Annotated in this window: 21 protein-coding genes; 12 read left to right on the top strand and 9 right to left on the bottom strand. The window is 75.2% G+C overall.

Translation table 11 applies throughout. From position 1 onward, the window contains the following. The first annotated feature begins 137 nt into the window (after positions 1-137). The 4 genes from GY42_RS11275 (at position 138) to GY42_RS11260 (ending at position 2,853) form a co-directional block, all read left to right on the top strand. Positions 138-473, top strand: coding sequence for a YtxH domain-containing protein (locus GY42_RS11275; RefSeq protein WP_046529392.1), 336 nt, complete (start codon positions 138-140; stop codon positions 471-473). A gap of 43 nt (positions 474-516) precedes the next feature. Beyond that, entirely contained in the window at positions 517-1,032 is a 516-nt protein-coding gene (locus GY42_RS11270; RefSeq protein WP_082131489.1) for a gluconokinase, read from the top strand. 81 nt (positions 1,033-1,113) lie between these two features. Further along, positions 1,114-2,397 (top strand): MFS transporter, encoded by a 1,284-nt coding sequence (locus GY42_RS11265; protein ID WP_046529391.1) that lies wholly within the window; start codon positions 1,114-1,116, stop codon positions 2,395-2,397. Positions 2,398-2,454: 57 nt separating this feature from the next. Then, positions 2,455-2,853: a VOC family protein gene (locus GY42_RS11260; protein ID WP_046529390.1), complete on the top strand. Its 399-nt coding sequence runs from the start codon at positions 2,455-2,457 to the stop codon at positions 2,851-2,853. A 30-nt stretch (positions 2,854-2,883) separates the two neighbouring features. Here GY42_RS11260 and GY42_RS11255 read toward each other — a convergent pair whose 3' ends face one another. The 4 genes from GY42_RS11255 to GY42_RS11240 form a co-directional block, all read right to left on the bottom strand. Continuing rightward, the gene (locus tag GY42_RS11255) at positions 2,884-4,689 is read right to left on the bottom strand and encodes a pyruvate dehydrogenase (RefSeq protein ID WP_201775268.1); all 1,806 of its coding nucleotides are present in this window, start codon (positions 4,687-4,689) and stop codon (positions 2,884-2,886) included. 93 nt (positions 4,690-4,782) lie between these two features. Then, positions 4,783-6,315: a class I adenylate-forming enzyme family protein gene (locus GY42_RS11250; RefSeq protein ID WP_046529388.1), complete on the bottom strand. Its 1,533-nt coding sequence runs from the start codon at positions 6,313-6,315 to the stop codon at positions 4,783-4,785. Between the two features lie 93 nt (positions 6,316-6,408). Then, positions 6,409-7,647, bottom strand: a complete 1,239-nt coding sequence (locus GY42_RS11245; RefSeq protein ID WP_046529387.1) for an L-lactate MFS transporter — start codon at positions 7,645-7,647, stop codon at positions 6,409-6,411. A gap of 13 nt (positions 7,648-7,660) precedes the next feature. After that, the gene (locus GY42_RS11240) at positions 7,661-9,250 is read right to left on the bottom strand and encodes an acyl CoA:acetate/3-ketoacid CoA transferase (protein WP_046530879.1); all 1,590 of its coding nucleotides are present in this window, start codon (positions 9,248-9,250) and stop codon (positions 7,661-7,663) included. A gap of 215 nt (positions 9,251-9,465) precedes the next feature. Between GY42_RS11240 and GY42_RS11235 the strand changes: the two genes are divergently transcribed. Genes GY42_RS11235 through GY42_RS11215 form a run of 5 tightly spaced genes read left to right on the top strand, consistent with a single transcriptional unit; the run spans position 9,466 to position 13,949 of the window. Then, the gene (locus GY42_RS11235; protein ID WP_046529386.1) at positions 9,466-10,608 is read left to right on the top strand and encodes an acyl-CoA dehydrogenase family protein; all 1,143 of its coding nucleotides are present in this window, start codon (positions 9,466-9,468) and stop codon (positions 10,606-10,608) included. Positions 10,609-10,640: 32 nt separating this feature from the next. Next, the gene (locus GY42_RS11230) at positions 10,641-11,408 is read left to right on the top strand and encodes an electron transfer flavoprotein subunit beta/FixA family protein (RefSeq protein ID WP_046529385.1); all 768 of its coding nucleotides are present in this window, start codon (positions 10,641-10,643) and stop codon (positions 11,406-11,408) included. A 23-nt stretch (positions 11,409-11,431) separates the two neighbouring features. After that, the gene (locus tag GY42_RS11225; protein WP_046529384.1) at positions 11,432-12,352 is read left to right on the top strand and encodes an electron transfer flavoprotein subunit alpha/FixB family protein; all 921 of its coding nucleotides are present in this window, start codon (positions 11,432-11,434) and stop codon (positions 12,350-12,352) included. Continuing rightward, positions 12,349-13,662 carry an FAD-dependent oxidoreductase gene (locus tag GY42_RS11220; RefSeq protein ID WP_046529383.1) on the top strand — a complete coding sequence of 438 codons (1,314 nt, stop codon included), beginning with the start codon at positions 12,349-12,351 and terminating at the stop codon, positions 13,660-13,662. Before GY42_RS11225 ends, GY42_RS11220 begins: the two co-directional genes overlap by 4 nt. Next, entirely contained in the window at positions 13,659-13,949 is a 291-nt protein-coding gene (locus tag GY42_RS11215; protein ID WP_201775267.1) for a ferredoxin family protein, read from the top strand. Before GY42_RS11220 ends, GY42_RS11215 begins: the two co-directional genes overlap by 4 nt. A gap of 47 nt (positions 13,950-13,996) precedes the next feature. Here the strand turns inward: GY42_RS11215 and GY42_RS19415 are convergent, their stop codons facing one another. From GY42_RS19415 to GY42_RS11200, 3 genes are all read right to left on the bottom strand, one after another. After that, positions 13,997-14,866, bottom strand: coding sequence for a TetR/AcrR family transcriptional regulator (locus tag GY42_RS19415; RefSeq protein ID WP_046529381.1), 870 nt, complete (start codon positions 14,864-14,866; stop codon positions 13,997-13,999). Between the two features lie 85 nt (positions 14,867-14,951). Then, complete coding sequence (locus GY42_RS11205) at positions 14,952-15,989, bottom strand: phosphotransferase family protein (protein WP_046530878.1); 1,038 nt, start codon at positions 15,987-15,989, stop codon at positions 14,952-14,954. 149 nt (positions 15,990-16,138) lie between these two features. Next, a complete protein-coding gene (locus GY42_RS11200; RefSeq protein ID WP_046530877.1) occupies positions 16,139-17,530 on the bottom strand; it encodes an MFS transporter in 1,392 nt (463 codons plus the stop codon). Between the two features lie 77 nt (positions 17,531-17,607). Between GY42_RS11200 and GY42_RS11195 the strand changes: the two genes are divergently transcribed. After that, the gene (locus GY42_RS11195; protein ID WP_046530876.1) at positions 17,608-17,898 is read left to right on the top strand and encodes a GNAT family N-acetyltransferase; all 291 of its coding nucleotides are present in this window, start codon (positions 17,608-17,610) and stop codon (positions 17,896-17,898) included. A gap of 145 nt (positions 17,899-18,043) precedes the next feature. Here the strand turns inward: GY42_RS11195 and pgm are convergent, their stop codons facing one another. Continuing rightward, complete coding sequence (gene pgm, locus GY42_RS11190) at positions 18,044-19,729, bottom strand: phosphoglucomutase (alpha-D-glucose-1,6-bisphosphate-dependent) (RefSeq protein WP_046529380.1); 1,686 nt, start codon at positions 19,727-19,729, stop codon at positions 18,044-18,046. Positions 19,730-19,940: 211 nt separating this feature from the next. Between pgm and GY42_RS11185 the strand changes: the two genes are divergently transcribed. Continuing rightward, a complete protein-coding gene (locus tag GY42_RS11185; protein ID WP_046529379.1) occupies positions 19,941-20,765 on the top strand; it encodes a DUF5926 family protein in 825 nt (274 codons plus the stop codon). Between the two features lie 227 nt (positions 20,766-20,992). Further along, positions 20,993-21,727 carry a glycosyltransferase family 2 protein gene (locus GY42_RS11180; protein ID WP_046529378.1) on the top strand — a complete coding sequence of 245 codons (735 nt, stop codon included), beginning with the start codon at positions 20,993-20,995 and terminating at the stop codon, positions 21,725-21,727. On the opposite strand, the gene GY42_RS11175 is transcribed toward GY42_RS11180, so the two are convergent. Continuing rightward, positions 21,684-24,023, bottom strand: coding sequence for a hypothetical protein (locus GY42_RS11175; protein ID WP_052748340.1), 2,340 nt, complete (start codon positions 24,021-24,023; stop codon positions 21,684-21,686). The two genes, GY42_RS11180 and GY42_RS11175, sit on opposite strands and share 44 nt — an antisense overlap. Positions 24,024-24,051 lie beyond the last annotated feature (28 nt).

The raw sequence follows: 24,051 nt of genomic DNA, 5'->3' as shown, positions 1-24,051 counted from the left end.
GGGCGCCGCACGCCCGACCTACGCTCGCAACCTCGCGGCGACGTGGCCCGGCGACCCGGCTGCGCGTGCCGGTGACCCGGGTCGCCCGCCGCCCGTCAACGACCCGTCGGTCCCCGGGCCGGCGCGAAGGAGGACCCATGAAGGGCAAGGCCGCGTTCGTCGTCGGCGCCGGTGTCGGCTACCTGCTGGGCACCCGTGCCGGACGCCAGCAGTTCGAGAAGATCAAGACGTGGGCGTCGGACACGTGGCACGACCCGCGCGTCCAGGGCTACGTGCAGGACGCCGAGAAGACCGCGACCGAGTTCGCGCGCACGCAGGGCGCCGCGCTCAAGGACAAGGCCGTGTCGACCGCGAAGGCCCGGTTCTCGGGGTCGGACGACGACGCGCCGGAGACGGCGGCCGGCACGTGGGAGCCGTCGGACGGCCCGCTCGTGGACGCCGACGACGCCAACCCGGACGCGACGCGTCCCTGACACGTCCCGGCACCCACGGCCCGCTCGATGGCAGGGTAGGGCCGTGGGTGTCGAGCACATCGTGGTCATGGGCGTCTCCGGGACCGGCAAGTCGACCGTCGGGCAGGCGCTCGCGGACCGGCTCGGCCGGCCGTTCCTCGAGGGGGACGCGTTCCACCCCGAGGCCAACGTCGTCAAGATGCGCGACGGCGTGCCGCTCACCGACGACGACCGCTGGCCGTGGCTGCGGACCCTGCGTGACGCGATGAGCGAGCACGCGGCAGCGGGCACGTCGACGGTCGTCGCGTGCTCGTCGCTGCGGCGCGTGTACCGCGCGGTGCTGCGCGAGGCGCAGGGCCGCGTGCGGTTCGTGCTGGTCGACGTGCCGGCCGACGTGCTGCGCGACCGCATGCTGCACCGCTCGGGGCACTGGATGCCGCCCAGCCTGCTGGAGTCGCAGCTCGCGACGCTCGAGCCGCTGCAGGTCGACGAGGACGGCGTGACCGTGCCCGTCGCGGGCGCACCCGACGTCGTGGTGGCGGACGCGCTCGCGGCGCTCGAGGCGTGGCGCCCGGCCTGACGGCGCTCCTGCGGCCGTCGCGCCGGGCGGGCCGGAGATCGGCGCGGCCGGGGGCGTCGCGCCGCCCGTAGGCTGCGGCGAGTGCCTTCCGTGCTCGTCGACCTGACCCCCGTCCGCGTCAGCCCGGCGTTCCGGCGCCTGTGGCTCGGCCTCTCGGTCGCGAACCTGGGCGCGCAGCTCACGGTCGTCGCGGTCGGCCTGCAGGTCTACGCGCTGACGTCGTCGACGCTCGCGGTCGGCGTGCTCGGGGTCTGCGCGCTCGTGCCGCTCGTCGTCTTCGGCCTGTACGGCGGCGCGCTCGTCGACCACTACGACCGCCGGACCGTCGCGCTCGTCGCGTCGGTCGTGTCGTGGGTCGCGGTGCTGGGCCTGGTCACGCAGGCCGCGCTCGGCAACGAGCACGTCGGGCTGCTGTACGGGCTGGTCGCGGTGCAGTCCGCGGCCGGTGCCGTGAACTCCCCGGCGCGGTCGGCGATCATCCCGCGGCTGCTCGAGCCGCGGCTCATGCCCGCGGCGAACGCGCTGCAGACCATCGGCTGGAACACCGCGCTCACGGTCGGGCCGCTCGCGGGAGCGCTGCTCGTCGCGGGCGTCGGGTACGCGTGGGCGTACGCGGTCGACGCGGTGCTGTTCACGTTCGCGCTGACCGCGCTGCTGCGGCTGCCGCCCGTGCCGCCCGAGCCGTCGGCGCACCGGCGCGAGCGGCTCGGCCTCGGGTCGGTGGTCGACGGCCTGCGGTACCTGGGCACGCAGCGCAACGTGCGCATGACGTTCCTCGTCGACCTGGTCGCGATGATCACGGCGATGCCGCGCGTGCTGTTCCCCGCGGTCGGCGTGCTGTACCTGGGCGGCGGCGAGACGACGACGGGCGTGCTCGTCGCGGCCATCGCCGTGGGCGGGGTCGTGGCCGGGCTGTTCTCGGGCGGGCTCGCGCGCGTGCGCTGGCAGGGCCGCATCATCGCCGTCGCGATCACCGCGTGGGGGCTGTCGATCGTCGCGTTCGGCGTCGTGCTCGTGACCGCGGGCCGCACGACGCCCGACCACGTGCTGCCCGTCGCGCTGGCGCTCGCGGTCGTGACGCTCGCGCTCGCGGGTGCGTCGGACACCGTGTCGGCGGTGTTCCGCCAGACGATCCTGCAGACCGCGACGCCCGACGACATGCGCGGCCGCCTGCAGGGCGTGTTCGTCGTGGTCGTCGCGGGCGGCCCGCGCCTGGGCGAGCTCGTGCTCGGCGCGCTCGCGACCCGCGTGGGCGAGGGCTGGGCCGCGGTGCTGGGCGGTGCCGCGTGCGTCGTGCTGCTGTGGGTCCTGGTGCGCGCGCAGCGCACGTTCTGGCGGTACGACGCGCTGCACCCGACGCCCTGACGCGCGCGTGGCGGGGCGCGGGGCCGCGTGTCGGTGCCACGCCGTACGGTTCCTCGCATGGCGCTCTCGCTCGGTCTGCTCGGCATCGTCACGCGTGACATGGCCGCGTCCCTCCGGTTCTACCGGGCCCTCGGGGTCCCGATCGACGACGGGCAGGACGACGCCCCGCACGTCGAGGCGCGGCTCGACGACGGCACGCTGCTCGCGTGGGACACGGTCGAGACGATCCGCTCGTTCGACCCGGGCTACGTGCCGCCGACCGGCGGGCACCACGTCGCGTTCGCGTTCGACGCGGGGTCGCCGGCCGGGGTCGACGCGACGTACGCCGCGATGGTCGCCGCCGGGCACACGGGGCACCGCGCGCCGTGGGACGCGTTCTGGGGCCAGCGGTACGCGGTGCTGCTCGACCCCGACGGCAACGCGATCGACCTGTACGCGGCGCTCGACGCGGGCTGAGGACGGCGCGGCCCGGGTCGCGCGGTCGCGTCAGGGGCGAGGCACGTTCCGCAGGTTCGAGCGGGCCATCGCCATGACCTCGCCGAGCCCGCCGCCGAGCACCTCCTTGCTCATCGCGGCGGTGAACCCGGCGACCTGCTTGCGCGTGATCTTCGGCGGGATCGACAGCGCGCGCGGGTCGGTGACGAGGTCGACGAGCGCGGGCCCGTCGTGCGAGAACGCCTGCCGCAGCGCCGCCCGGATCTGCGTGGGGTCCTCGACGCGCACCGACGGGATGCCGACGGCCTGCGCGACCGCCGCGTAGTCGACGTGCGGCGAGTCGGTCGCGTACGACGGCAGGCCGTCGACGAGCATCTCGAGGCGCACCATGCCGAGCGTCGCGTTGTCGAACAGGACCACCTTGACCGGCAGGTCGTAGTGCTTGAGCGTGATCAGCTCGCCCAGCAGCATCGACAGGCCGCCGTCGCCGGCCATCGCGACGACGTGCCGCTGCGGGCCGCCGTCGTCGCGTGCCGCGAGGGCGGCGCCGATCGCGTGCGGCACCGCGTTGGCCATCGACCCGTGCAGGAACGACCCGATGACGCGGCGCCGCCCGTTCGGGGTGATGTACCGCGCCGCCCACACGTTGCACATGCCGGTGTCGACGGTGAACACGGCGTCGTCGGCGGCCTCCTCGTCGAGCAGCACGGCCGCGTACTCGGGGTGGATGGGCGTGTGGTGCTCGACGTCCTTGGTGTACGCCCCGACGACGCCCTCCATGGCGCGGCGGTGCTTGTCGACCATCTTGTCGAGGAACCGACGGCTGCGCTTGCGCTGCACGAGCGGCAGCAGCGCACGCAGCGTCTCGCCGACGTCGCCGAGCACCACGAGGTCGTTGCGCGTGCGCCGGCCCAGCCGCGTGGGGTCGACGTCGACCTGCGCGGTGCGCACGTCGGACGGCAGGAACTGGTCGTAGGGGAAGTCGGTGCCCAGGAGCAGCAGCAGGTCGGCGCCCTCCATGGCGGCCTGGCACGCGCCGTACCCGAGCAGCCCGGACATGCCGACGTCGAACGGGTTGTCGACCTGCACGTGCTCCTTGCCGCGCAGCGAGTGCCCCACGGGCGCGGCGATCCGGTCGGCCAGCGCGAGCACGTCGGGCCGGGCGCCCGCGACGCCGGCGCCCGCGAAGATCGTCACCTTGCCCGCGGCGTCGATCGCGTCGGCCAGCGCCTGCACGGCGTCCGCGTCGGGCACGACGCGCGGTGCGGGCGGCGGCGTCAGCACGTCGACGCCGTCGTCGTGCGCGGCCTGGTCGGCGACGTCGCCCGGCAGGCTCAGCACCGCGACGCCGGGCGCACCGTACGCGTGGTGGATCGCCGAGCGGATCACGCGCGGCGCCTGCTCGGCGGTCGACACGAGCTCGGAGTACACCGAGCACTCGAGGAACAGCCGGTCGGGGTGCGTCTCCTGGAAGTACTGCGTGCCGATCTGCGCGGACGGGATGTGCGACGCGATCGCGAGCACGGGCACGCGTGTGCGGTTCGCGTCGTACAGGCCGTTGATGAGGTGCAGGTTGCCGGGCCCGCAGGACCCGGCGCACACCGCGAGCCGGCCCGTGAGCTCGGCCTCGGCGGCCGCCGCGAACGCGCCCGCCTCCTCGTGCCGCACGTGCACCCACTCGATGTCCGCGCCGTCCTCCCGCGCGCGCCGCACCGCGTCGACCACGGGGTTGAGGCTGTCCCCGACGATCCCGTACACGTGCCGCGCACCCGCGGCGATGATCTGCGAGACGAGCTGGTCGGCGACGGTGCGACGTGCCACGGGGGACCTCCGAGGGGTGGTGGGGTTCCTCCTCATCGTCGGCCCGTCACCGGGTGCCCGCACCCGCACGGGGTGTGAGGCGCGAGACGTCGACGCCGTCGTCCGGCAGCGGCGGCGCACCGAGGCGGCTCAGCGCGTCGGCGGCCGCTCCACCACGCACGGCGCCGCCACCCGGCGGCCCAGCAGGTACGCGGCGAGCTCGCGCACCGCGCGCCGGTCGACCTTGCCGCTCGCGGTGCGCGGCAGGTCCGCGAGCTCGACCAGGTGCTTGGGCAGCTTGTAGCGCGCGATCGACCGCCCGGCGAGCTCGCGCGCGGTCGCGAGGTCGACGGGCCGTCCGGTGTGCGGAACGACCACCGCGACGACGACCTCGCCCCATGCGGGGTCGGGCACGCCGACGACCACGACCTCCTCGACGTCGAGGTCGGCCAGCGCCGCCTCGACCTCGACCGGGGGGACCTTCTCGCCACCGGTGTTGACCACCTCGGTGAGCCGCCCGGAGATCCGCAGCGCGCCGTCGGTGTCCCACGTGGCGAGGTCGCCCGTGCGCAGCCAGCCGTCACGCAGCGCCGCGTCCGTCGCGGCCGGGTCGCGCCAGTAGCCGAGCATGACCTGCGGCCCACGGACCGTCAGCTCGCCGACCCGGCCGGGCCCGGTGACCTCGGCGCCCGTCTCGACCTCGACCAGGCGGGCCTCGAGGTGGGGCAGCGGCGTGCCGATCCCGCACGGCCGCGGCACCGACCACGGGTCGCGCACGAGCGTGCCGGCCGGTGCCGTCTCCGTCATGCCCCACGACGCGTGCAGGCGCGCGCCACGGGCGGTCCAGGCGCGCAGCAGCGCGGTCGGCACGGGTGCGCCGCCGACGATCCCGGCGCGCAGGCCCGACAGGTCGGCGTCGTCGAACCCGGGCTCGAGCGCGACCGCGCCGAACATCGCGGGCACGCCGAACATCGTCGTGACCCCGTGGTCCCGCAGGTCGACGAGCGTGCGGGCGGGGTCGAACCCGGCGCGCAGCAGCACCGCGCCGCCGCGCGCGAGCGTGCCGAGCACCACGCCGTTGAGGCCGCCGACGTGGAACAGCGGGGCGGCGGCGAGCGCGACGTCGTCGGCGCGCAGGTCGAGCGTGTCCTCGAGGTTGTGGGTGCTCCACCACAGGTTGGTGTGGCTGAGCATGACCGCCTTGGGGCGGCCGGACGAGCCCGACGTGCACAGCAGCACGGCCAGGTCGTCGTCGTCCAGGGGTGCGCGCGGCGCCTCCGGGGCGGCGTCGTCGTCCGCCCAGGGCAGGTGCCGCGGGCCGGCGTCGCCCCACGGGGCGGTGACGACGTCGGGCGTGGTCACGACGACGCGCGGCTCGAGCAGCGCGAACGCGTCGGCGAGCTCGCGCGGCGCGGCGCGGAAGCTGAGGGGCGCGAAGACCGCGCCGAGGTGCTGCGCGGCGAGCAGCGTGACGACCGTGCCGCGGTGGTTGCGGCCGTGCCACGCGACGCGGTCGCCCGCGCGCGTCCCGGCCGCGTGCAGGCGCCCGGCGAGGGTCGCCGCCGCGTCGCGCAGCTGCGCGGCGGTCAGCGTCGTGCCGTCGTCGTCGACGAGCGCGAGCGCGGCGGGCGCCGTGGTCGCGCGGCGGTCGATCGCCGCCAGCAGCGACCGCTCGTGCGCCATGTGTCGTCTCCCGTCGGTCCTGCGTGGTGGGGGTGCCGGGCGCGGCCGGTGGAGGGCCGGCCGCGCCCGGGCGGTGTCAGGCGGTGGCGGGGGTCAGGCCGCCGCGCGGGCCGGCGCCGCGGGCGCCGGTGCGGCGGTGCGCCCGACGCGCGCGAGCACGACCGTGAGCGCGAGCCCGACGAGCGCCACGACCACGGCGATGACGAACGGGCGCGTGTAGTCGCCCGCCGCGCCGCCGCCGAGGGTCGCGCCGACCTTCGGCCCGAAGTACGCGGCGATCGAGTAGGCGCTGAACATGATCCCGTAGTTGACGCCCTGGAACCGGGGGCCGTAGGTCTTCATCGTGAGCGCGGGGAACACGCCCATGACGCCGCCGAAGCACAGGCCGAGGCCGACGATCCCGAGCACGAACCCGAGCGTCGAGTGCATCGTCAGCAGCACGACCATCGACAGCGCGACGACGGCGTAGATGCAGACGATCGCGTTGGTGTATCCGAGCCGGTCGGACACCGCGCCCCACACGAACCGCCCGGTGGCGTTGCACACCGAGTAGACCGACACCAGCACGGCCGCGGTGGCGGCCGAGATGCCGAAGGACGCGGTCTGCGCGATGGGCGAGAGCTGCGAGGCGATCATGAGCCCGGAGAACGCGCCGGCGCCGAGCATCACGAAGATGAGGTAGGCGCTGGGGGTGCGCAGCATCTGCGACCACGTCATGTTGACCGGTGCCGCGGCGCCCGCGGGCGGGGTCCAGCCCTCGGGCGCGTAGCCGACCGGGGCGGGCCGCACGAGCAGCGACCCGAGGACCACGACGACCGCGTAGACCGCGCCCATGCGCAGGAACGCGGCGTCGGTGCCCGACGTGCGGATGATCTGCTGCGCGACCGGTGCCGCGATGACGGACCCGGCGCCCATCCCGGCGGTGATGATGCCGGCGGCCATGCCGCGCCGGTCCGGGAACAGCTTGATCGTGTTGTTGAGGCACCCGGCGTACGCGAAGCCCTGCCCGAGGCCCGCGATCACGCCGTAGAAGAGGTAGAGCTGCGTGAGGGTGGTCGCGGTGCCGGTGAGCACGAACCCGGCCGCGAACAGCACGGCGCCGATCGTGATGACCCAGCGCGCGCCGCCGCGGTCGATGAGGAAGCCGCCGAAGATCATGGGCAGCGGTGCGACGGCGCCGTTGATGGTGAACGCGAGCATGACCTGCGGCATGGTCCAGCCGTGGGCCTGCGTGAGCGGCACCGCGAACACGGAGAACGCGTAGATCGCGCCCGTGCAGAGCAGGATCAGGACGGACCCGGACAGGACCCGCCAGCGGTTGACGGTGGGCATCTCGGTGCCTCTCTTACAGCGTCGCGCCGGCGGGGGCCGGACGCTCGGTGGACGTGACGGTGCACAGCTCGCCCCAGGTCTCGCGGAAGATCCCCGCGGGCATGGGACGCAGGTCGGGGGAGATCGCCGGGGCGAAGTCCATGAGGTCGAGCACGTCGCGCTGCAGGTCGACCCCGGGCGCGATCTCGATCAGCGTCATGACGCCGTCGACGAGCTCGAGGACGGCGCGCTCGGTCACGTAGAGCACGCGCTGCCCGCGGCGGGCGGCGTACGGGCCGGAGAACGTGATCTGCTCGACGTCGGCGAGGAGCTTGCGGGCGCGGCCCTCGGTGAGGATCCGCAGCTCGCCGTCCTCGACCGCGACCTCGAGCCCGCCGGCCGTGAAGGTGCCGGCGAAGACGAGGGTCGTCGCGGACTGGCAGATGTTGATGAACCCGCCGCACCCGGCGACCCGTGACCCGAACTTCGAGACGTTGACGTTGCCGTGCGCGTCGCTCTGCGCGAGCCCGAGCACCGCGACGTCGAGGCCGCCGCCGTCGTAGAAGTCGAACTGCGCGTGCATGTCGACGAGGGCCTCGGGGTTGTACGCGTGGCCGAAGTCGCGCAGCCCCGCGGGGACGCCGCCGACGGCGCCGGCCTCGGTGGTGAGCACGACCTGGTCGGCGAAGCCCTCCTCGGCGGCCACGGTGCCGACGTCGCACGGGATGCCGACGCCGAGGTTGAGCACGTCGCCGGGGCGCAGCTCCATCGCGCAGCGGCGCGCGATGATCTTGCGCTCGGACAGCGCGATGGGTGCGACGGACGACAGCGGGACGCGCAGCTGGCCGGAGAACGACGGGTTGTAGTGCGTGTTCTCGGTCTGGAAGTGGTTCTCGGGCTGCGAGACGACGACGTAGTCGACGAGCACGCCGGGGACCTTGACGAGGTTGGGGTCGAGCGTGCCGGCGGCGGCGACGGACTCGACCTGCGCGATCACGATGCCGCCGGAGTTGTGCGCGGCCTGCGCGAGCGGCAGGACCTCCATCTTGAGGCCTTCGTGGTCGAGCGTGAGGTTGCCGTTCTCGTCGGCGACGGTGCCGCGGATCAGCGCGACGTCGATCGGGAACGCGGGGTAGAAGAGCCACTCCTCGCCCGCGAGCTCGAGCACCTGCACGACGTCGTCGGTGGACGAGGGCGACATGCGGGCGCCCTCGACGCGCGGGTCGACGAACGTGCCGAGGCCGACCTTGGTGATGACGCCCGGGCGGGCGCCGGCGATCTCGCGGTAGAGCTGGGTGATGACGCCCTGGGGCAGGTTGTACGCCTGGCAGCCGTCGGCCTCGATGAGCTTCGCGAGCGCGGGGGAGGCGATCGCGATGCCGCCGATCCAGCGCTTGATGAGCCCGGGGTGGCCCCAGTGGCTCATGCCCTTGTCGCGCCGGTTCCCCACGGCGGAGGCGTGCACGACGGTGAGGTCGCGCGGCGACGCGTCGGCGAGGAAGCGCTGCTCGACGGCCGCGATCGTCTCCTCGTTGACGCACGCGAGCCCGAAGCCCGAGAGGCCGACGGTCGCTCCGTCGCCGATCAGGGCGGCCGCCTCCTGGGCGGTGATGACACGTGCCACGGTCCACACTCCTTCGTCTGGTGACCCGTGCTCACAGTTCCGGACCGTGCGCGTCCGCAATGAGGACCATCGTCCTGACCTTCCGGACCAGGTGCGTCCGAAACGAGGACCATCGTCCTGCGCGGCCCCCGCGGCGGGCGGGCCACGATGGTTGACAGGTGTTGCGGACGAAGATCGTCCGTTGAACGACCACCGGACACGCGAAGGGGCGGACCATGGACTTCGGACTGACGGACGAGCAGGAGCTGCTGCTCTCGAGCCTCGACGAGCTGCTGGAGCGGGAGTGCCCCGAGTCCTACGTCGCCGACCTCGACCTGCACCACCAGCCGCCGACGAGCTTCCGCAAGGCGATGCACGAGGCGGGCTTCATGTCCCTCGGCTTCCCCGAGGAGTACGGCGGCATGCCGACCGACGCCGTCACGCTCGTCCTGCTCGCCGAGCGCGTCTGCCGCCAGGGCCTCAACAACGGGTTCGGCCTCGAGCTCCTGCAGGCGATGGACATCCTCGAGTTCGGCTCGACCGAGCAGAAGGACGAGATCCTCGGCCTGCTGTCGAACGGCGAGGTGCCCTTCGCGCTCGGCTTCACCGAGCCCGGCGCCGGCTCCGACAACTCCGCGATGGCCACCACCGCCGTGCACCACGACGGCATGGTGACGTTCAAGGGCACCAAGACGCTCATCACCAACGCGCTGCAGTCCAAGTACCTGCTGCTCATGGCGCGCAACCCCGAGGTCGAGGACAAGCGCCACGCGATCTCGATGTACCTCGTGCCGATGGACGCGCCGGGCCTGACCACCAACCAGCTCGACAAGATCCTGTGGCACATCTCCGACAGCTGCGAGATCTTCCTCGACGACGTCACGCTGCCCGAGAGCTGCCTGGTCGGGGTCAAGGGCAACGGCTTCAAGCAGCTCATGCGCAACTTCGAGTTCGAGCGCCTCGTCATCTCCGCGACCTGCCTGGGCCTGGCGCAGTGCGCGTTCGACGACGCCGCGTCCTACGCCGCGCAGCGCGTGCAGTTCGGCCGGCCCATCGGCGACTTCCAGCTCATCCAGCTCAAGCTCACCGACATGGCCATCAAGCTCGAGAACATCCGCAACTTCGTCTACCGCACCGCGTGGCTGCTCGACCAGGACCTGCCGCTGCGCAGCCAGGGCGCGCTGTGCAAGCGGTACGCCGCGATGGCCGCGTTCGAGGTCGCCGACGAGGCCATGCAGATCTTCGGCGGCGTCGGCGTCACCGTCGGCACGCGCGTCTCGCGCCTGTGGCGCGACCTGCGGGGCCACCGCTTCGGCGGCGGCACCGACGAGATCATGGTCCACATCGCGGGCCGCCAGATCGTCAAGGACCACGCCTGAGCCCCGGCTCGGCACCACGAAGGAGCCCGCACATGAAGATCGTCGTCGCCTACAAGTGGGCGCCCAACCCGCAGGACCTCGAGGTCCGTCCCGACGGCACGGTCGACGCCGGCCGCGCCAAGCCCGCCGTCAGCGAGTACGACCCCGTCGCCTTCGAGCTGGCGCGCCGGCTCGCCGACGCGACCGGCGGTGAGGTCGTCGGCCTCACGGTCGGGCCCGCCGCGATCGACACGCCGCTCGCCCGCAAGGCAGCCCTGTCGCGCGGCCTCGACCGGCTCGTGCTCGTCGCCGACGACGCGCTCGCCGGCGCCGACTCCACGCGCCTCGCGGCCGTGCTCGCCGCCGCGGTCCGCAGCATCGGCGACGTCGACGTCGTCCTCGCCGGCGACTCGTCGATCGACGTCGCCGAGGGCCAGGTGCCGCTCACGCTCGCCGGGCACCTCGGCTGGCTCGGGCTCGCCCGGGTCGCCGCGGTCGAGGCCACCGACGGCGGGCTCGTCGTCGAGCGCGACCTGCCCGCGGGCGTCAGCGTCCTGCACGTCGCCGGACCGGTCGTGCTCGCCGCGACCGCCGACGCCGTCGTCCCGCGCGTCGCGGGCATGAAGGACATCCTCGCCGCGGCCAAGAAGCCCGTCGAGGCGCTCGCCCTCGCGGCGCTCGACGTGCCGGCGCCCGGCACCGCACTCACCACGCTCGCGACCGCACGCCCCGCGCAGGGCGAGCGCCGCGGGGTCGTCCTCGAGGGCCCGACGGCCGTCACCGACCTCGTCGCCGCACTCGACCTCGCCGGCGCGCGCTGACGCCCGGCACCCAAGGAGACGTCATGAACAGCAACCAGTCGTGGGTCGTCGTCGCCGACGAGCCCGCCCTCACGGGCCTCGTCACCACCGCACGTGAGCTCGCGTCGCAGGTCGTGGCCGTCGTCGTCGGGTCGCGTGCGACCGCCGACGCCGCCGCGCGCGTGGCCGACCGGGTGGTCTGGCTGGGCGAGCCCGGCCAGGTCCCCGTCGAGGCGTACGCGACCGCCGTCGCGGACGTCGTCGCCGCGGCCGCCCCCGCGGCCGTGGTCGGCACGACGAGCCCCGCCGCGCGTGCGCTGCTCGGCGCCGTCGCGGCCCGTCTCGGCGCGCCGGTCCTCAGCAACGTGCAGCACGTCGAGGCCGCGGCCGACGGCGCGGTCGTCACGCACGCCGTGCTCGGCGGGCTCGTCGAGCACCGCACGGGCGTCGCGGGCGTCCCGGTGCTCGCGGTCGACGCGGGCGCCGTGCCCGCCGACGGCCCCGCGGTCCCCGTCGAGGAGTCCCCGGCGACCCCGCTCGGCGGCGTCACGATCACGCAGGTCCGCCCGCGCGAGCGCACGGGTGGCGACCTCGGCTCGGCCCGCACGGTCGTCGCGATCGGTCGCGGCCTGCGCGCCGAGGCCGACCTCGCGATCGTCACGGCGCTGACCGACGCGCTCGGCGGCGAGCTCGCGTGCTCCCGCCCGCTCGCCGAGGGCGTCGACTGGGTCTCCAAGGACCGCTACATCGGCATCTCGGGCCAGCGCCTCTCGCCCGACCTGTACCTGGCCATCGGCATCTCCGGCCAGCTGCAGCACATGGTCGGCGTGCGCGGCGCCGGTACGGTCGTCGCGATCAACAGCGACAAGGACGCGCCCGTGTTCGCGCAGTGCGACTACGGCATCGTCGGTGACCTGTACGACGTCGTCCCGGCGCTGACCGCCGCGCTCGGGGGCGGGGCATGACCAGCCCGGAGCCCGACTTCGACGTGATCGTCGTCGGCGGCGGCCCCGCCGGCGCGGTCGCGGCGCACCAGCTCGCGACCGCGGGCCTGTCGGTCGTGCTCATCGAGCGCGGCGAGACCCCGGGCTCGAAGAACCTGTCCGGCGGCGTGCTGTACGGGCGCGTGCTCGAGCAGGTCTTCCCCGGGTTCGCGCAGGAGGCACCCGTCGAGCGCCGCATCACCCGGCACGTCACGACGTTCCTCACGCCCGACTCCGCGGTGTCGCTCGACTACCGCGGCGGCCCGCTGGCCGACCCCGTCAACGCCGTGACGGTGCTGCGGGCCAAGCTCGACCCGTGGCTCGTCGAGCGCGCCGAGGAGGCCGGGGCGTTCGTCATGCCCGGCGTCCGCGTCGACGAGCTGCTGCGCGAGCCCGGCCCGCACGGCCGCCCGCAGGTCGTGGGCGTGCGCGCCGGCGACGACGAGCTGCGCGCCCGCGTGGTGGTCGCCGCCGACGGCGTCAACTCGTTCCTCGCCCGGAGCATCGGCCTGCGCCCGCAGCCGCCCGAGCACCACCTCGCGGTCGGTGTGAAGGCCGTCGTGCGGCTCCCGCGCGAGGCGGTCGAGGACCGGTTCGGCGTCAGCGGTGACGACGGAGCCGCGCACGCCATCGTCGGGGACTGCACGCACGGCATCGGCGGCGGCGGGTTCCTCTACACCAACACCGACTCGCTCTCGGTGGGCGTCGTGCTGCGGCTCGACGACCTGCTGCGCTCGGGACGCACCGCGATCGAGGTGTTCGAGGACTACCTCGACCACCCCGGGCTCGCGCCCTACCTGCGCGGCGGCGAGATCGCCGAGTACGGCTCGCACCTGGTCGCCGAGGGCGGCCTCGCGATGGTCGGGGACGTGCACACCGACGGCCTCGTGGTCGTCGGCGAGGCGGCGGGCCTCACGATCAACTCGGGCCTCACCGTGCGTGGCATGGACCTCGCCGTCGGCTCCGCGCTCGCGGCCGCCACGGGCGTCGCCGAGGCGATCGCCGCCGGCGACGTCAGCCGCGACGGCCTCGCGGCCTACCGCCGCCACCTCGACGAGTCCTTCGTCATGGCGGACATGCGCACGTACGCCAAGGCGCCCGCGTTCCTCGAGCGCACCGGCATGTACGGCGCGTACGGCGAGCTCGCCGCGGACCTGTTCCGCGACGTGTTCAGCCTCGACACCACGCCGCGGCGCCACCTCGCCAAGGTCGCGCTCGGGGCGTTCAAGCGGTCACCCGTGACCGTGCGTCAGCTGGTCTCCGACGGATGGGCAGGGGTGAGGGCGCTGTGAGCACGTCGCAGACGGTCACGGTCCGGCTGGCACGCAACCGGTTCCTCCTCGACGAGGAGGAGTCGCACATCGAGATCGACCAGGCGCTGTGCCGCAGCACCGGGACCGGCAAGCGCCTCGTGGCGGTGTGCCCCGCCGGGGTCTACACCGAGCGCGAGGACGGCACGATCGACGCCGAGTACGCGGCCTGCCTGGAGTGCGGCACGTGCCTGGCGGTCGCGGCGCCGGGGGCGCTGCGGTGGCACTACCCGCGCGGGGGCTTCGGCGTGGCCTTCCGCGAGGGCTGAGGACGGCTCCTCTCTCCCCGAGGGAGCCTCGACGGCACCGGGACGCGTCAGCGCGTGCCGGTGCCGTCGTCCGTCGTGGCGGTGTCGTGCGCGGCGGGTGCCGGCGTCCGCGTCCCGGCGGGCGGGAACGCGTAGCCCGCGGCCCGGAGCTGGTCGTCGACCATGAGCTCGACGTACTCGTCGATGGTCGCACGCACCCGGTCGCGCAGGTGCGGCGGCGTCACGATGACGTGCATGAGCACCGCGCCCTCGACCGCGTCGAGGATGCGCATGGGGGAGGCGTCGGGTGCGAGCTCGCCCTGGCGGACCGCCTCGGCGACGCGCTCGCGCTCGGCGAGCACGTAGCTCGTCAGCGCCTGGCGGCGCACCTCGGACAGCAGCTCGGGGTGCGTCTGCGCCTCGGCGTACAGGCGGATCATGGCCATGCCGTGCTCGCCCAGGTACTGCTCCGCGCGACGGCGCGCGTGCTGCACGAGGTAGTCGCGCAGCGTCCGCGGGGCGGGTGCGGCGTCCGCGCCGGTCGTGGTCGCGGCGCCCGCGGTGCTCGGATCCGGGGTGCTCGGCCCCGGGGTGCTCGGCTCTGCTGCGCTCGGCTCCGTCGTCCCGAGCGCGGAGGGGCCCTCGTCGTCGGTGGGCGGCGGCGACGGGCGGGCCTCGTCCTCGTCCTGGAGCCTGCGCAGCGCCTCGACCAGCAGCTCGGCGCGGTCGGACCACCGCAGGTAGATCGCCGACTTGCCGATGCGCGCGCGGGCCGCGACGCCGTCGAGCGTGAAGCCGGCCCAGCCCTTCTCGGCGAACAGCCCGAGCGCGGCGCGGTGCGCCCGGCGCGCGAGGTCGGGGTCCCGCGGGCGGCCGCGGGGGCTGCGTGCGGCGGGGGTCGGGGACCCGGAGGTCTCTGCCGTCGGGGTCGCCGTCACCTGGTCAGGGTAGTGCGTGCGCCCGGTCGTCCGCGGCCGTGACCAGGGTCCGGATGGACCGCGGGCGGGACGCCGCCGGCCGCGCTCAGCGGCGCAGCAGCTCGTCCAGCGCCCAGCTCAGGAGCTCGCCCGACGTGCGGCGGTACCACGCGCCGCCCTCGCCGTCGTACCCGCGGGGCTCGGCCTCGACGTGCAGGATCATGCTCATGTACATGCGGTAGAGCATGAAGCGTACGTAGGCGTCCCCGTCGTCGAGGCTCAGCGGCGCGCCGCCCTCGCGCAGCCCCGCGAGCAGGCGCGGCGCGGGCGTGTCGCGCCCGAACTGGTCGGCGCCGATCAGGTCCATCAGCGGGTCCGCCCACAGCGCGCGCTCGGGGTCGATGACGCCGACGAGCTCGCCCTCGTCGGTGACGAAGACGTTGCCCTCCCACAGGTCGCCGTGCACCAGCACGGGCGTCGTGACCCGGGCGAGCACGCCCTGGTGGCGCGCGAGCACGGTGCGGACGTCGTCGGGCCGCAGGTCGACGCCCCACCGCACGCCGTCGCCGAGGATCGCCTCGACCATGCGCCCGAACGCCTCGGGCCACGTGTCGCCGTGCAGCCGCGCCCCGGCGGGGCCGTCGGAGCCCGCGGGCTCGGCGACCGAGCGCACGTACCCGAAGCGCTCACCGGTCACGGCGTGCAGTCGCGCCATGAGCACGCCGAGCTCGTGCTGCGTGCGTGCCGCGCGCGGGTCCTCGTCGACCTTCCCGAAGCCCGACTCCTGCCAGGGCGTGCCGGGCAGGAACGACGCGACGACGACGTCGCCCGGCAGGTCCGTGCGCGAGCCGTCGAACCGCAGCAGCCGCGGCATGCGCAGCTCCGGCCGGTCCGCCGCGAGCTCGTAGACCAGCGCCTCGGAGCGCACGAGGTCCAGCTCGTACGTCATGAGCCGCTCGGTCGCGGTCGGCGCGGTCTTCACGACCACGCGTGTGCCGTCCGCGAGGTCGACCGCGTACGTCGTGGCGAAGTAGCCGCCGGTCAGCGGGGTCGCGCCGGTCAGCTCCCCGACGGGGGCGACCACGCGGGTCAGGGCGGCGATCGTCGCGTCGTCGACGGTCGGGGCGAGGGCAGCGCTGCTCACGGCCGTCACCCTAGGGGTGCGACCGGCCCCGGCCCAGGACTTTGCGCAGGGTCGCCCGGGTGTCGCGGCCCGCGCCCGGGTGGGGTGTGCTCCGCACGACCGGACCTGCCGGACGCCGCACGACGCGCGAGGTGCGGAGCCGAGGGCCGTCAGCGCCCGGGGGTGTCGCCCGTCCGGTCGGTGGCCAGCTCGGCAGCCGCGACGGCCGCGCCCGCGGTGGGGCTCGTCGGCTGGTCCTCGACGCACGTCGCGTCGGCGAGCGCGTCCGCGTCCGCGGCCGGACCGGCGTCCGTGGGGGTCGGCGGCACGTCACCCGGTGCGTCGTCCGCGGCGTCCGCGCCCGCACGCGCCGCCGCCTGCCGCCGCAGCGAGGGCAGCGCGACCAGCGTCGCGACCAGCGCGGCCGCGCCCGAGGCCACGACGACGAGGAAGCCCGCGTGCGAGCCGCCCGCGTCGATCTGCGTGCCGGCGAGGGACGACCCGACCGACACCCCGACGCTCAGGCCCGTGCCGACCCAGGTCAGGCCCTCGGTGAGCCGCCCCGCCGGCACGAGCTCCGCGACCAGGGCGTTGCCGTTGATGATCGACGGCGCGATCGCGAACCCGACCACGAACATGACGCCCGCGAGCGCCCACAGCGACTGCGTGAGGAAGAACGCGCACACGCCGATCGCGAGCGCGACCACGCCGATCGCGAACCGCCGGTGCAGCGGCGACACCCAGTGCCGCGCGCCGTACAGCAGCCCGGAGATGAGCGAGCCGAGCGCGAACACCGCGAGGATCAGGCCCGCCGCGCCCTTGCTGCCCTGCTCCTCGGCGAACGCGACGGTGGCGACGTCGGTCGCGCCGAAGATCCCGCCGATCGCGACGAACACCAGGATGATCACGAGCATGCCGGGCCGCGCGAGCACGCTGCCGCGCGGGCGGGGCTCGTGCGCCGCGGCGACGGCGGGCTCGGTGCGGCGCAGCGACAGGAACGCCAGGCCCCCGACGAGCATCGCGACGACGGGCACGATCAGCCCGGCGGTCGGCGCGACGCTCGTGGCGAGCGCGGTCGCGGCGACGGGGCCGACCACGAACACGAGCTCGTCGAGCGCGGACTCGAGCGAGTAGGCGGTGTGGATGCGCCGCGGGTCGTCGCCCAGCACGTGCGTCCAGCGCGCGCGCACGAGCGAGCCGAACGACCCGATCGTCGCGCCCGCGAGCACCGCGGTGACGTACAGCCACGCGGACGGCGCGTGCACCGACGCCGCCACGATCAGGCCCACGATGCTCGTCGCCGAGACCACGATCGCGGGGCGCATGACGCGCGCCTGCCCGTACCGGTCCACGAGGCGTGCAATCTGCGGGCCGCCCGCGGCCTGCGCGACGACCATCGCGGCGGACACCCGCCCGGCCAGCCCGTACGAGCCGTACAGCGACGAGACCATGAGGACGATGCCGATGCCGACCATCGACATGGGCAGGCGGGCGACGACACCGGTGGCGGAGAACGCGAGTGCGCCGGGGCGCGCGAGGACGTCCCGGTAGGTCTGGAGCATGCGCTCATGCTCGCACCCGTCGCCGACACCCTCCGCCACGCGTGCGCGGGCCGCGACGGTCGCCCATGATCGACGCCATGAGCGACGTGGTGGTGACCGACGTGCCCGCCGAGGGCCGGTTCGAGGCGCGCACGCCCGGCGGCGAGCTGCTGGGCCTCGCGGCGTACGTGGTCGACGACGGGCGCGTGGTGTTCACGCACACCGAGGTCGAGCCGGAGGCCGAGGGGCAGGGCGTCGGCTCGGCGCTCGTGCGCGGCGCGCTCGACGACGTGCGCGCGTCGGGCCGACGCGTGGTCGCGCTGTGCCCGTTCGTCAAGGCGTACGTCGCGCGGCACGCCGAGTACCAGGACCTGCTGGACCACCGCTGACCCGGTGACCGGATCGCACTCCCACCCCCTCCTGCAGAGCGTGAGAGTGCGATCGGGTCACCTCTCCCGTGGGGCGTGAGAGTGCGATCGGGTCACCTCTCCCGTGGGGCGTGAGAGTGCGATCGGGTCACCCTCCCCGGGGGCGTCAGGCCTGCAGGGCCTGCGCGACGACGTCCTTCGCGGCCTCCTGCACCTGCGCGAGGTGCTCGGGGGACACGAACGACTCGGCGTAGATCTTGTAGACGTCCTCGGTGCCGGACGGGCGGGCCGCGAACCACGCGTTCTCGGTGGTGACCTTGAGGCCGCCGATCGCGGCGTCGTTGCCCGGCGCGCGCGTGAGCTTGGCCGTGATCGGCTCGCCCGCGAGCTCGGTGGCCGTGACCTGCTCGGGCGAGAGCGCCGCGAGCGTCGCCTTCTGCTCGCGCGTGGCCGCGGCGTCGACGCGCGCGTAGAAGGACTCGCCGAACCGGTCGACGAGCTCGGCGTGGTGCTGCGACGGGCTCCTGCCGGTCGTCGCGAGGATCTCGGAGGCGAGCAGCGCGGGCAGGATCCCGTCCTTGTCCGTGGTCCACACCGTGCCGTCGGTGCGCAGGAACGACGCGCCCGCGGACTCCTCGCCGCCGAACCCGACGGACCCGTCGATGAGACCGGGCACGAACCACTTGAAGCCGACCGGCACCTCGAGCAGGCGGCGGTCCAGCGACGCCGCGACGCGGTCGATCAGCGAGGACGACACGAGCGTCTTGCCGATCGCGGTGCCCGCGGGCCAGCCCGGGCGTGCGCCGCCGTAGAGGTACGCGATCGCGACGGCGAGGTAGTGGTTGGGGTTCATGAGCCCCGCGTCGGGCGTGACGATGCCGTGCCGGTCGGAGTCGGCGTCGTTGCCCGTCGCGATGTCGAACGGGGTGCGCCCGTCCGGTCCGGGCTGCATGCGCTCGAGCAGCGACGCCATCGCGTACGGCGACGAGCAGTCCATGCGGATCTTGCCGTCCCAGTCGAGCGTCATGAACGCCCACCGCGGGTCGACCTCGGGGTTGACGACCGTGAGGTCGAGCCCGTAGCGCTCGCCGATCGCGCCCCAGTACTCGACGGATGCGCCGCCGAGCGGGTCGGCGCCGATGCGCACGCCGGCCGCGCGGATCGCGTCGAGGTCGACGACGTTCGCGAGGTCGTCGACGTACGACGTGAGGTAGTCGTGCTTGCGGGTCGTCGGCGCCGCGAGCGCCTGCACGACACCCACGCGCGGCACGTTCCGCCACCCGCTGCGCAGGATCTCGTTGGCGCGGTCCGCGATCCACCCGGTCGCGTCGGAGCCGGCGGGGCCGCCGTGCGGCGGGTTGTACTTGAAGCCGCCGTCGCGCGGCGGGTTGTGCGACGGGGTGACGACGATGCCGTCGGCCAGGCCCGGGCCCTGCGTGCGCACGCCCGCGGCGGTGCCCGCGCCGTTGTGGCGCAGGATCGCGAGCGAGACCGCGGGCGTCGGGGTCCACGAGTCGCGCGCGTCGACGTGCACCTCGACCTCGGCCGCCGCGAGCACCTCGAGCGCGGTCGTCCACGCGGGCTCGGACAGCGCGTGCGTGTCGCGCCCGATGAACAGGGGGCCGTCGGTGCCCTGCGCGCGGCGGTACTCGACGATGGCCTGGGTGATCGCGACGATGTGCGCCTCGTTGAACGCGCCGTCGAGCGCGGACCCGCGGTGGCCCGACGTGCCGAACACGACCCGCTGCGCGGGGTCGTCGAGGTCGGGCTCGCGGTCGTGGTACGCGGTCAGCAGGGCGTCGACGTCGACGAGGTCGGAGGGCTGGGCGGGGGTGCCGGCGCGCGGGTGCATGCCCCGATCCTCCCGCAGCCGAGGCCTGCCGCGCACCCGCTCGGACCGCTCACCTCCGCCCTCGGCCCGACACCCCGCCGGAGCGGGCCGCCCGGCCCCGGGTCGCCCGCTCGCCCCGCCCTCTCCGGCCTGCTTCGGCGTCGACGTCGGGGGTGGTGGCGGGGAGGCGGCGGCGCAGGGGGGCGCGTGGTGAGTCGCTAGGCTGGCGCGCATGGCCAAGAAGACGACCGAGTTCGTGCTGCGCCCGTTCGAGGGGCTCCCGGGTGAGCCCGACTGGGTCGCGATGCGCGAGCTCGTGCCCGCCGCGACCGCGACGGTCCGCACGACCGCCGAGCACGGCGCGCGTGACGTCCTCGTCACGACGATCCTGCCGAACTCGTGGGCGGCGCTGCACCGCGCCGACGGCGTCGTGCTCGTCGCGCTGCAGACCGGCACGAGCTCGGGCGACGCGTCGCGCGACGTCGCGACGGCCCTGCTGCTCGCGCTCGACGCCGAGCCGGGCACCGCGATCGAGACCATCGGCCTGCCGACCCCCGGCCCCCGCCTGCAGGACGTCCTCGACCCGACCGTCCCGTTCGAGGTCACGGTCCAGGAGAGCTTCGCGTACTGGCTCGACCCGAGCACCGAGATCACCCCCGACCTGCAGGCCGCGATGGAGGACGCCGACGCCGGCATCGTCGACACGCGCCGGCTGACGTCGGTCGAGTCGGCGTACTGGTGCCGCATGGGCGCGCGCGAGTACCTGCGCTGGGCGCAGGCCGACGACGAGCAGGTCGTGCTCGACGGCCTCGCGCGGCTGCACGGCCGCCGCGAGTCCGGGTTCGACGGCCACAAGTTCATCGGCTACTTCCGCGCCGCGGGCATCGTCGTCCCGGTGTGGGAGCTCGCGCGCGGATCGGAGGCCGACGACGTCGAGGACGGCGTGAAGGCGTTCGCGCCCGCGCTCGCCGCGGCGCTCGCGGACGACGCCCCGCTCGACGCGGACGCGCGCCGCGCCCGCGCGGGCCTCGTGGCCCGCCAGGTCACGCTGCGCTGACCTGCCGCTCACCAGGACGGGCCCGGGCGCGCGGTGCGCGCCCGGGCCCGTCGCTCGTGAGGCGACCACCCTCCCGCGGTCGATAGGGTGGTCACCGTGACTGGCACGGGGAGCGAGGGCGTCCGACCGGGGGCCGACGCGACCGACGACGCGACCGCGACCCCCCGACGGCGGAGCGCCGCGCGCCCGCACCGCGCGCCGCGCGCGCCCCCCGGCAGCGGGTCGCCGTGATCATCCCGGCCAAGGACGAGTCGCGTCGCATCGCGGCGACCGTCCGTGCGGCCCGCGCCATCCCGTACGTCGACCTCGTGCTCGTGGTCGACGACGGCTCCGAGGACAACACGCAGCACGTCGCGCGCGAGGCCGGAGCGGTCGTCGTGCGGCACTCGCACAACCGCGGCAAGGCCGCCGCGATGGAGACGGGGGCCGCGGTCGTCGCGATGCGCGACGCGCCGGACCGGGCGCCGCGGCACCTGCTGTTCATCGACGGCGACCTCGCCGAGACGGCCGTCAACACCGCGCCGCTCGTGCCGCCCGTGCTCGAGGGCGTCGCCGACCTGACGATCGCGCTGCTGCCGCCGCAGCCCGGCGCGGGCGGTCGCGGCATCGTCGTCGGCGCCGCACGGCGTGCGATCGCGTCGATGACCGGCTGGACCCCCACGCAGCCGCTGTCGGGCATGCGCTGCCTCACGCGGGAGGCGTTCGAGGCGGCCACGCCGCTCGCGCGCGGCTGGGGCGTCGAGACGGGCATGACGATCGACCTGCTGCGGCAGGGCTTCCGCGTCCTCGAGGTGCCGTGCGAGCTGCGGCACCGCCCGTCGGGCTCCGACCTCAAGGGTCAGCTGCACCGTGCGGCGCAGTACCGGGACGTGCAGATCGCCGTCAACGCGCGCCGCGCACGCGCCGCGGTCGGCGGGCTCAAGCGGGCGACGACCCCGCGGGAGCGTCCGGCCGAGCGCTGACCTCGGCGGTGCCGTCGGGCGTCGCGCCGGGCCCGGTCGCGTCGACGTCGTCCGCGCCCGCGTCGAGCCGCCACTGCGCGGCGGCGGCCACGAGGCACGGCACCGCGACGGCGATGCCCATGGCCGGGACGATGATGCCCGAGTCGTTCATGAGGAACCCGACCGTGAGCGCGACACCCGTGGCCGCGACCGCGGGCCGCAGCAGCGGGACCGCGCGCTGCAGGCCGGCCAGGGGCGACCCCTCACCCATGAGCGCGCCGCGCCGCGGGCGCGGGCCCACGAGCACGAGCAGCACGAGAGCGACGCCGCCGATCGCCAGCACCAGGTAGCGCCACGACGTCAGGACGCGCAGGTTCACCGAGAGCTTGCGCCAGACCACGTCCCACAGGCCGCCGTCGATGACGGTGTCGAGGAACCGGCCGACGTGCGTGCGGTCCGCGGCGGGGCGCAGCCAGTCGAGGTAGGCGAAGCCCAGCACGACGGCGCCGCCCACGGCGCACACGATCAGCACGGTCCGCCACGACACGCGACGGCCGCTCACGGCCACCGCGAGCATCGCGAACGCGACGAGCAGCGCGGGCGGCCCGCCGAAGTCGGCGCCCCACGACGGCGAGCCGTTGACCACGACGATCGCCAGCCCGATCCCGGCGACCGCCGCGACCGCGGCCCGGCGGTGCCCGCGCCGCAGCAGCGCGTCGGCCACGACCACCGCGACGAGGACGCCCGCGGCCAGGACCAGGGCGAACGCCTGGTTGCTCATGCCGTAGAACCGTGCCGCGAGGATGCGGTGCGCACCGAGCGGCGAGTCGACGAGCAGGTTCGAGCCCGTGACGGCGTCGACCAGGATCACGCCCACCGTGACCCCCGCGACCACGCCCGCCGGCCCGAGCACGTACCGCCGCCACGGCCCGGCGAGGGCGACCGCCGTGACGACGGCGACCCAGCCGACCACAACCGCCCAGAACGCGGTCGCGGGCCGGTCGGCGCGCCACCACGGCACGGTCCCGGCGAGGAACGACGCGACGGGGGCGGCGCCGAGCGCGAGCGCGGCGACCTGCAGGGCCCTCAGCGCGGGACGCAGCGGCGCGCGGTCGGTGCGTCCGCGCAGCAGCAGCACCACGGCCGCGACGAGGAACAGCGCGGCCTGGCTCAGCACCATGCGCGCCGAGAAGGCGCCGTGCACGCGCGTGATCGCGCTGGCCTCCTCCTGGATGTCGAGCACGCGCGCGACGCGTGCGCCGCCGGTCGCGGGCCCGGGCGTCGGGACGATCTGCGCACCGGGGATCGTGGGCACGTCGGGCAGGCCCAGCAGCGCCAGGAGGGTCGGCGTGACGTCGACGGTCTGCACGAGCCCCTGCTGCCGCGTGGACCCCGACGTGAGCAGGCTCGCGCCGTAGGCGTCACCGCCCGGGCGCGGTCCGGTCGCGGCGGCGAGCTGCAGCGCGACGCGTCCCGAGTCGGCCAACGACACCACGAGCACGGTCGCGTCCGTGCCGCGCAGGCCGTCGAGCACGGCGTCGACGTGCGCGTCGATCGTCACGGCCTGCTGCGCGCGCGTCGGCTCGACGATCGACTCGGACCCGGGCAGCTCCTGCGTGCCGCCGAGGCCGAGCCCGGGGTCCTCCTCCTCGCCCGGCGCGACGGTCGGGGTGGGGGTGCTGGGGCGGGCCGCGGTCGCCCAGCCGGGGTCGCGGACGACACCCGCGTCGACGACGACGAGCTGCGAGGTCGCGGCGGCCTCGCGCACCGCGCGCTGCAGGTCGCGCTGCTGCGCGGGCATGCGCAGGTGCGTGCCGACCGGGACGCCGTCGGCGTCGGCGAGCGCGATCGCGGCGCCCGGGCCGATGCCGGTGGCGGTGGTGCCGGACCGCTCGAGCTCGCCGCCGAGCAGGCCGAGGCGCGCGCGGTAGGACTCGCCCGCGGCGGCCGCGCGGTAGTCCTCCCAGCCGGGGACCTGACCGGACTCGCCGGGGTCGCGCAGCGTGCGGCACGTGCCGTCCTCGGCGGGCAGGTCGGCGGCGCGGTTGCCGGCGGAGACGGCGAGCCAGCCGTCGGCGGGGCACGCGCGCGAGCGCACCGAGCGGGTCGTGACGTCGCCGACGGAGCCCGCGCGGGACAGGCCCCACAGCGCGGGCGTCGTGAGCGACCCGATGTCGTCCCAGCGCAGCCCGGCGACGCCGACCAGCACGACGGGCCCGGGCGCGGCGTCCGGCTCGGCGGCGTGCGCGGGCGCCGCGACGAGGAGGGCGAGGCCGGTGACGAGGGCAGCGGTCAGCGCGCGGAGGGTCCGGGGCACCGACCCAGCGTACGTGCGGGCACTAGGC

This window comes from Cellulomonas sp. FA1 (genome assembly GCF_000986825.1).
Taxonomy (GTDB): Bacteria; Actinomycetota; Actinomycetes; order Actinomycetales; family Cellulomonadaceae; genus Cellulomonas; species Cellulomonas iranensis.
The sequence above is the reverse complement of the archived record's forward strand: the minus strand, read 5'-3'. Positions and strand labels throughout refer to the sequence as shown.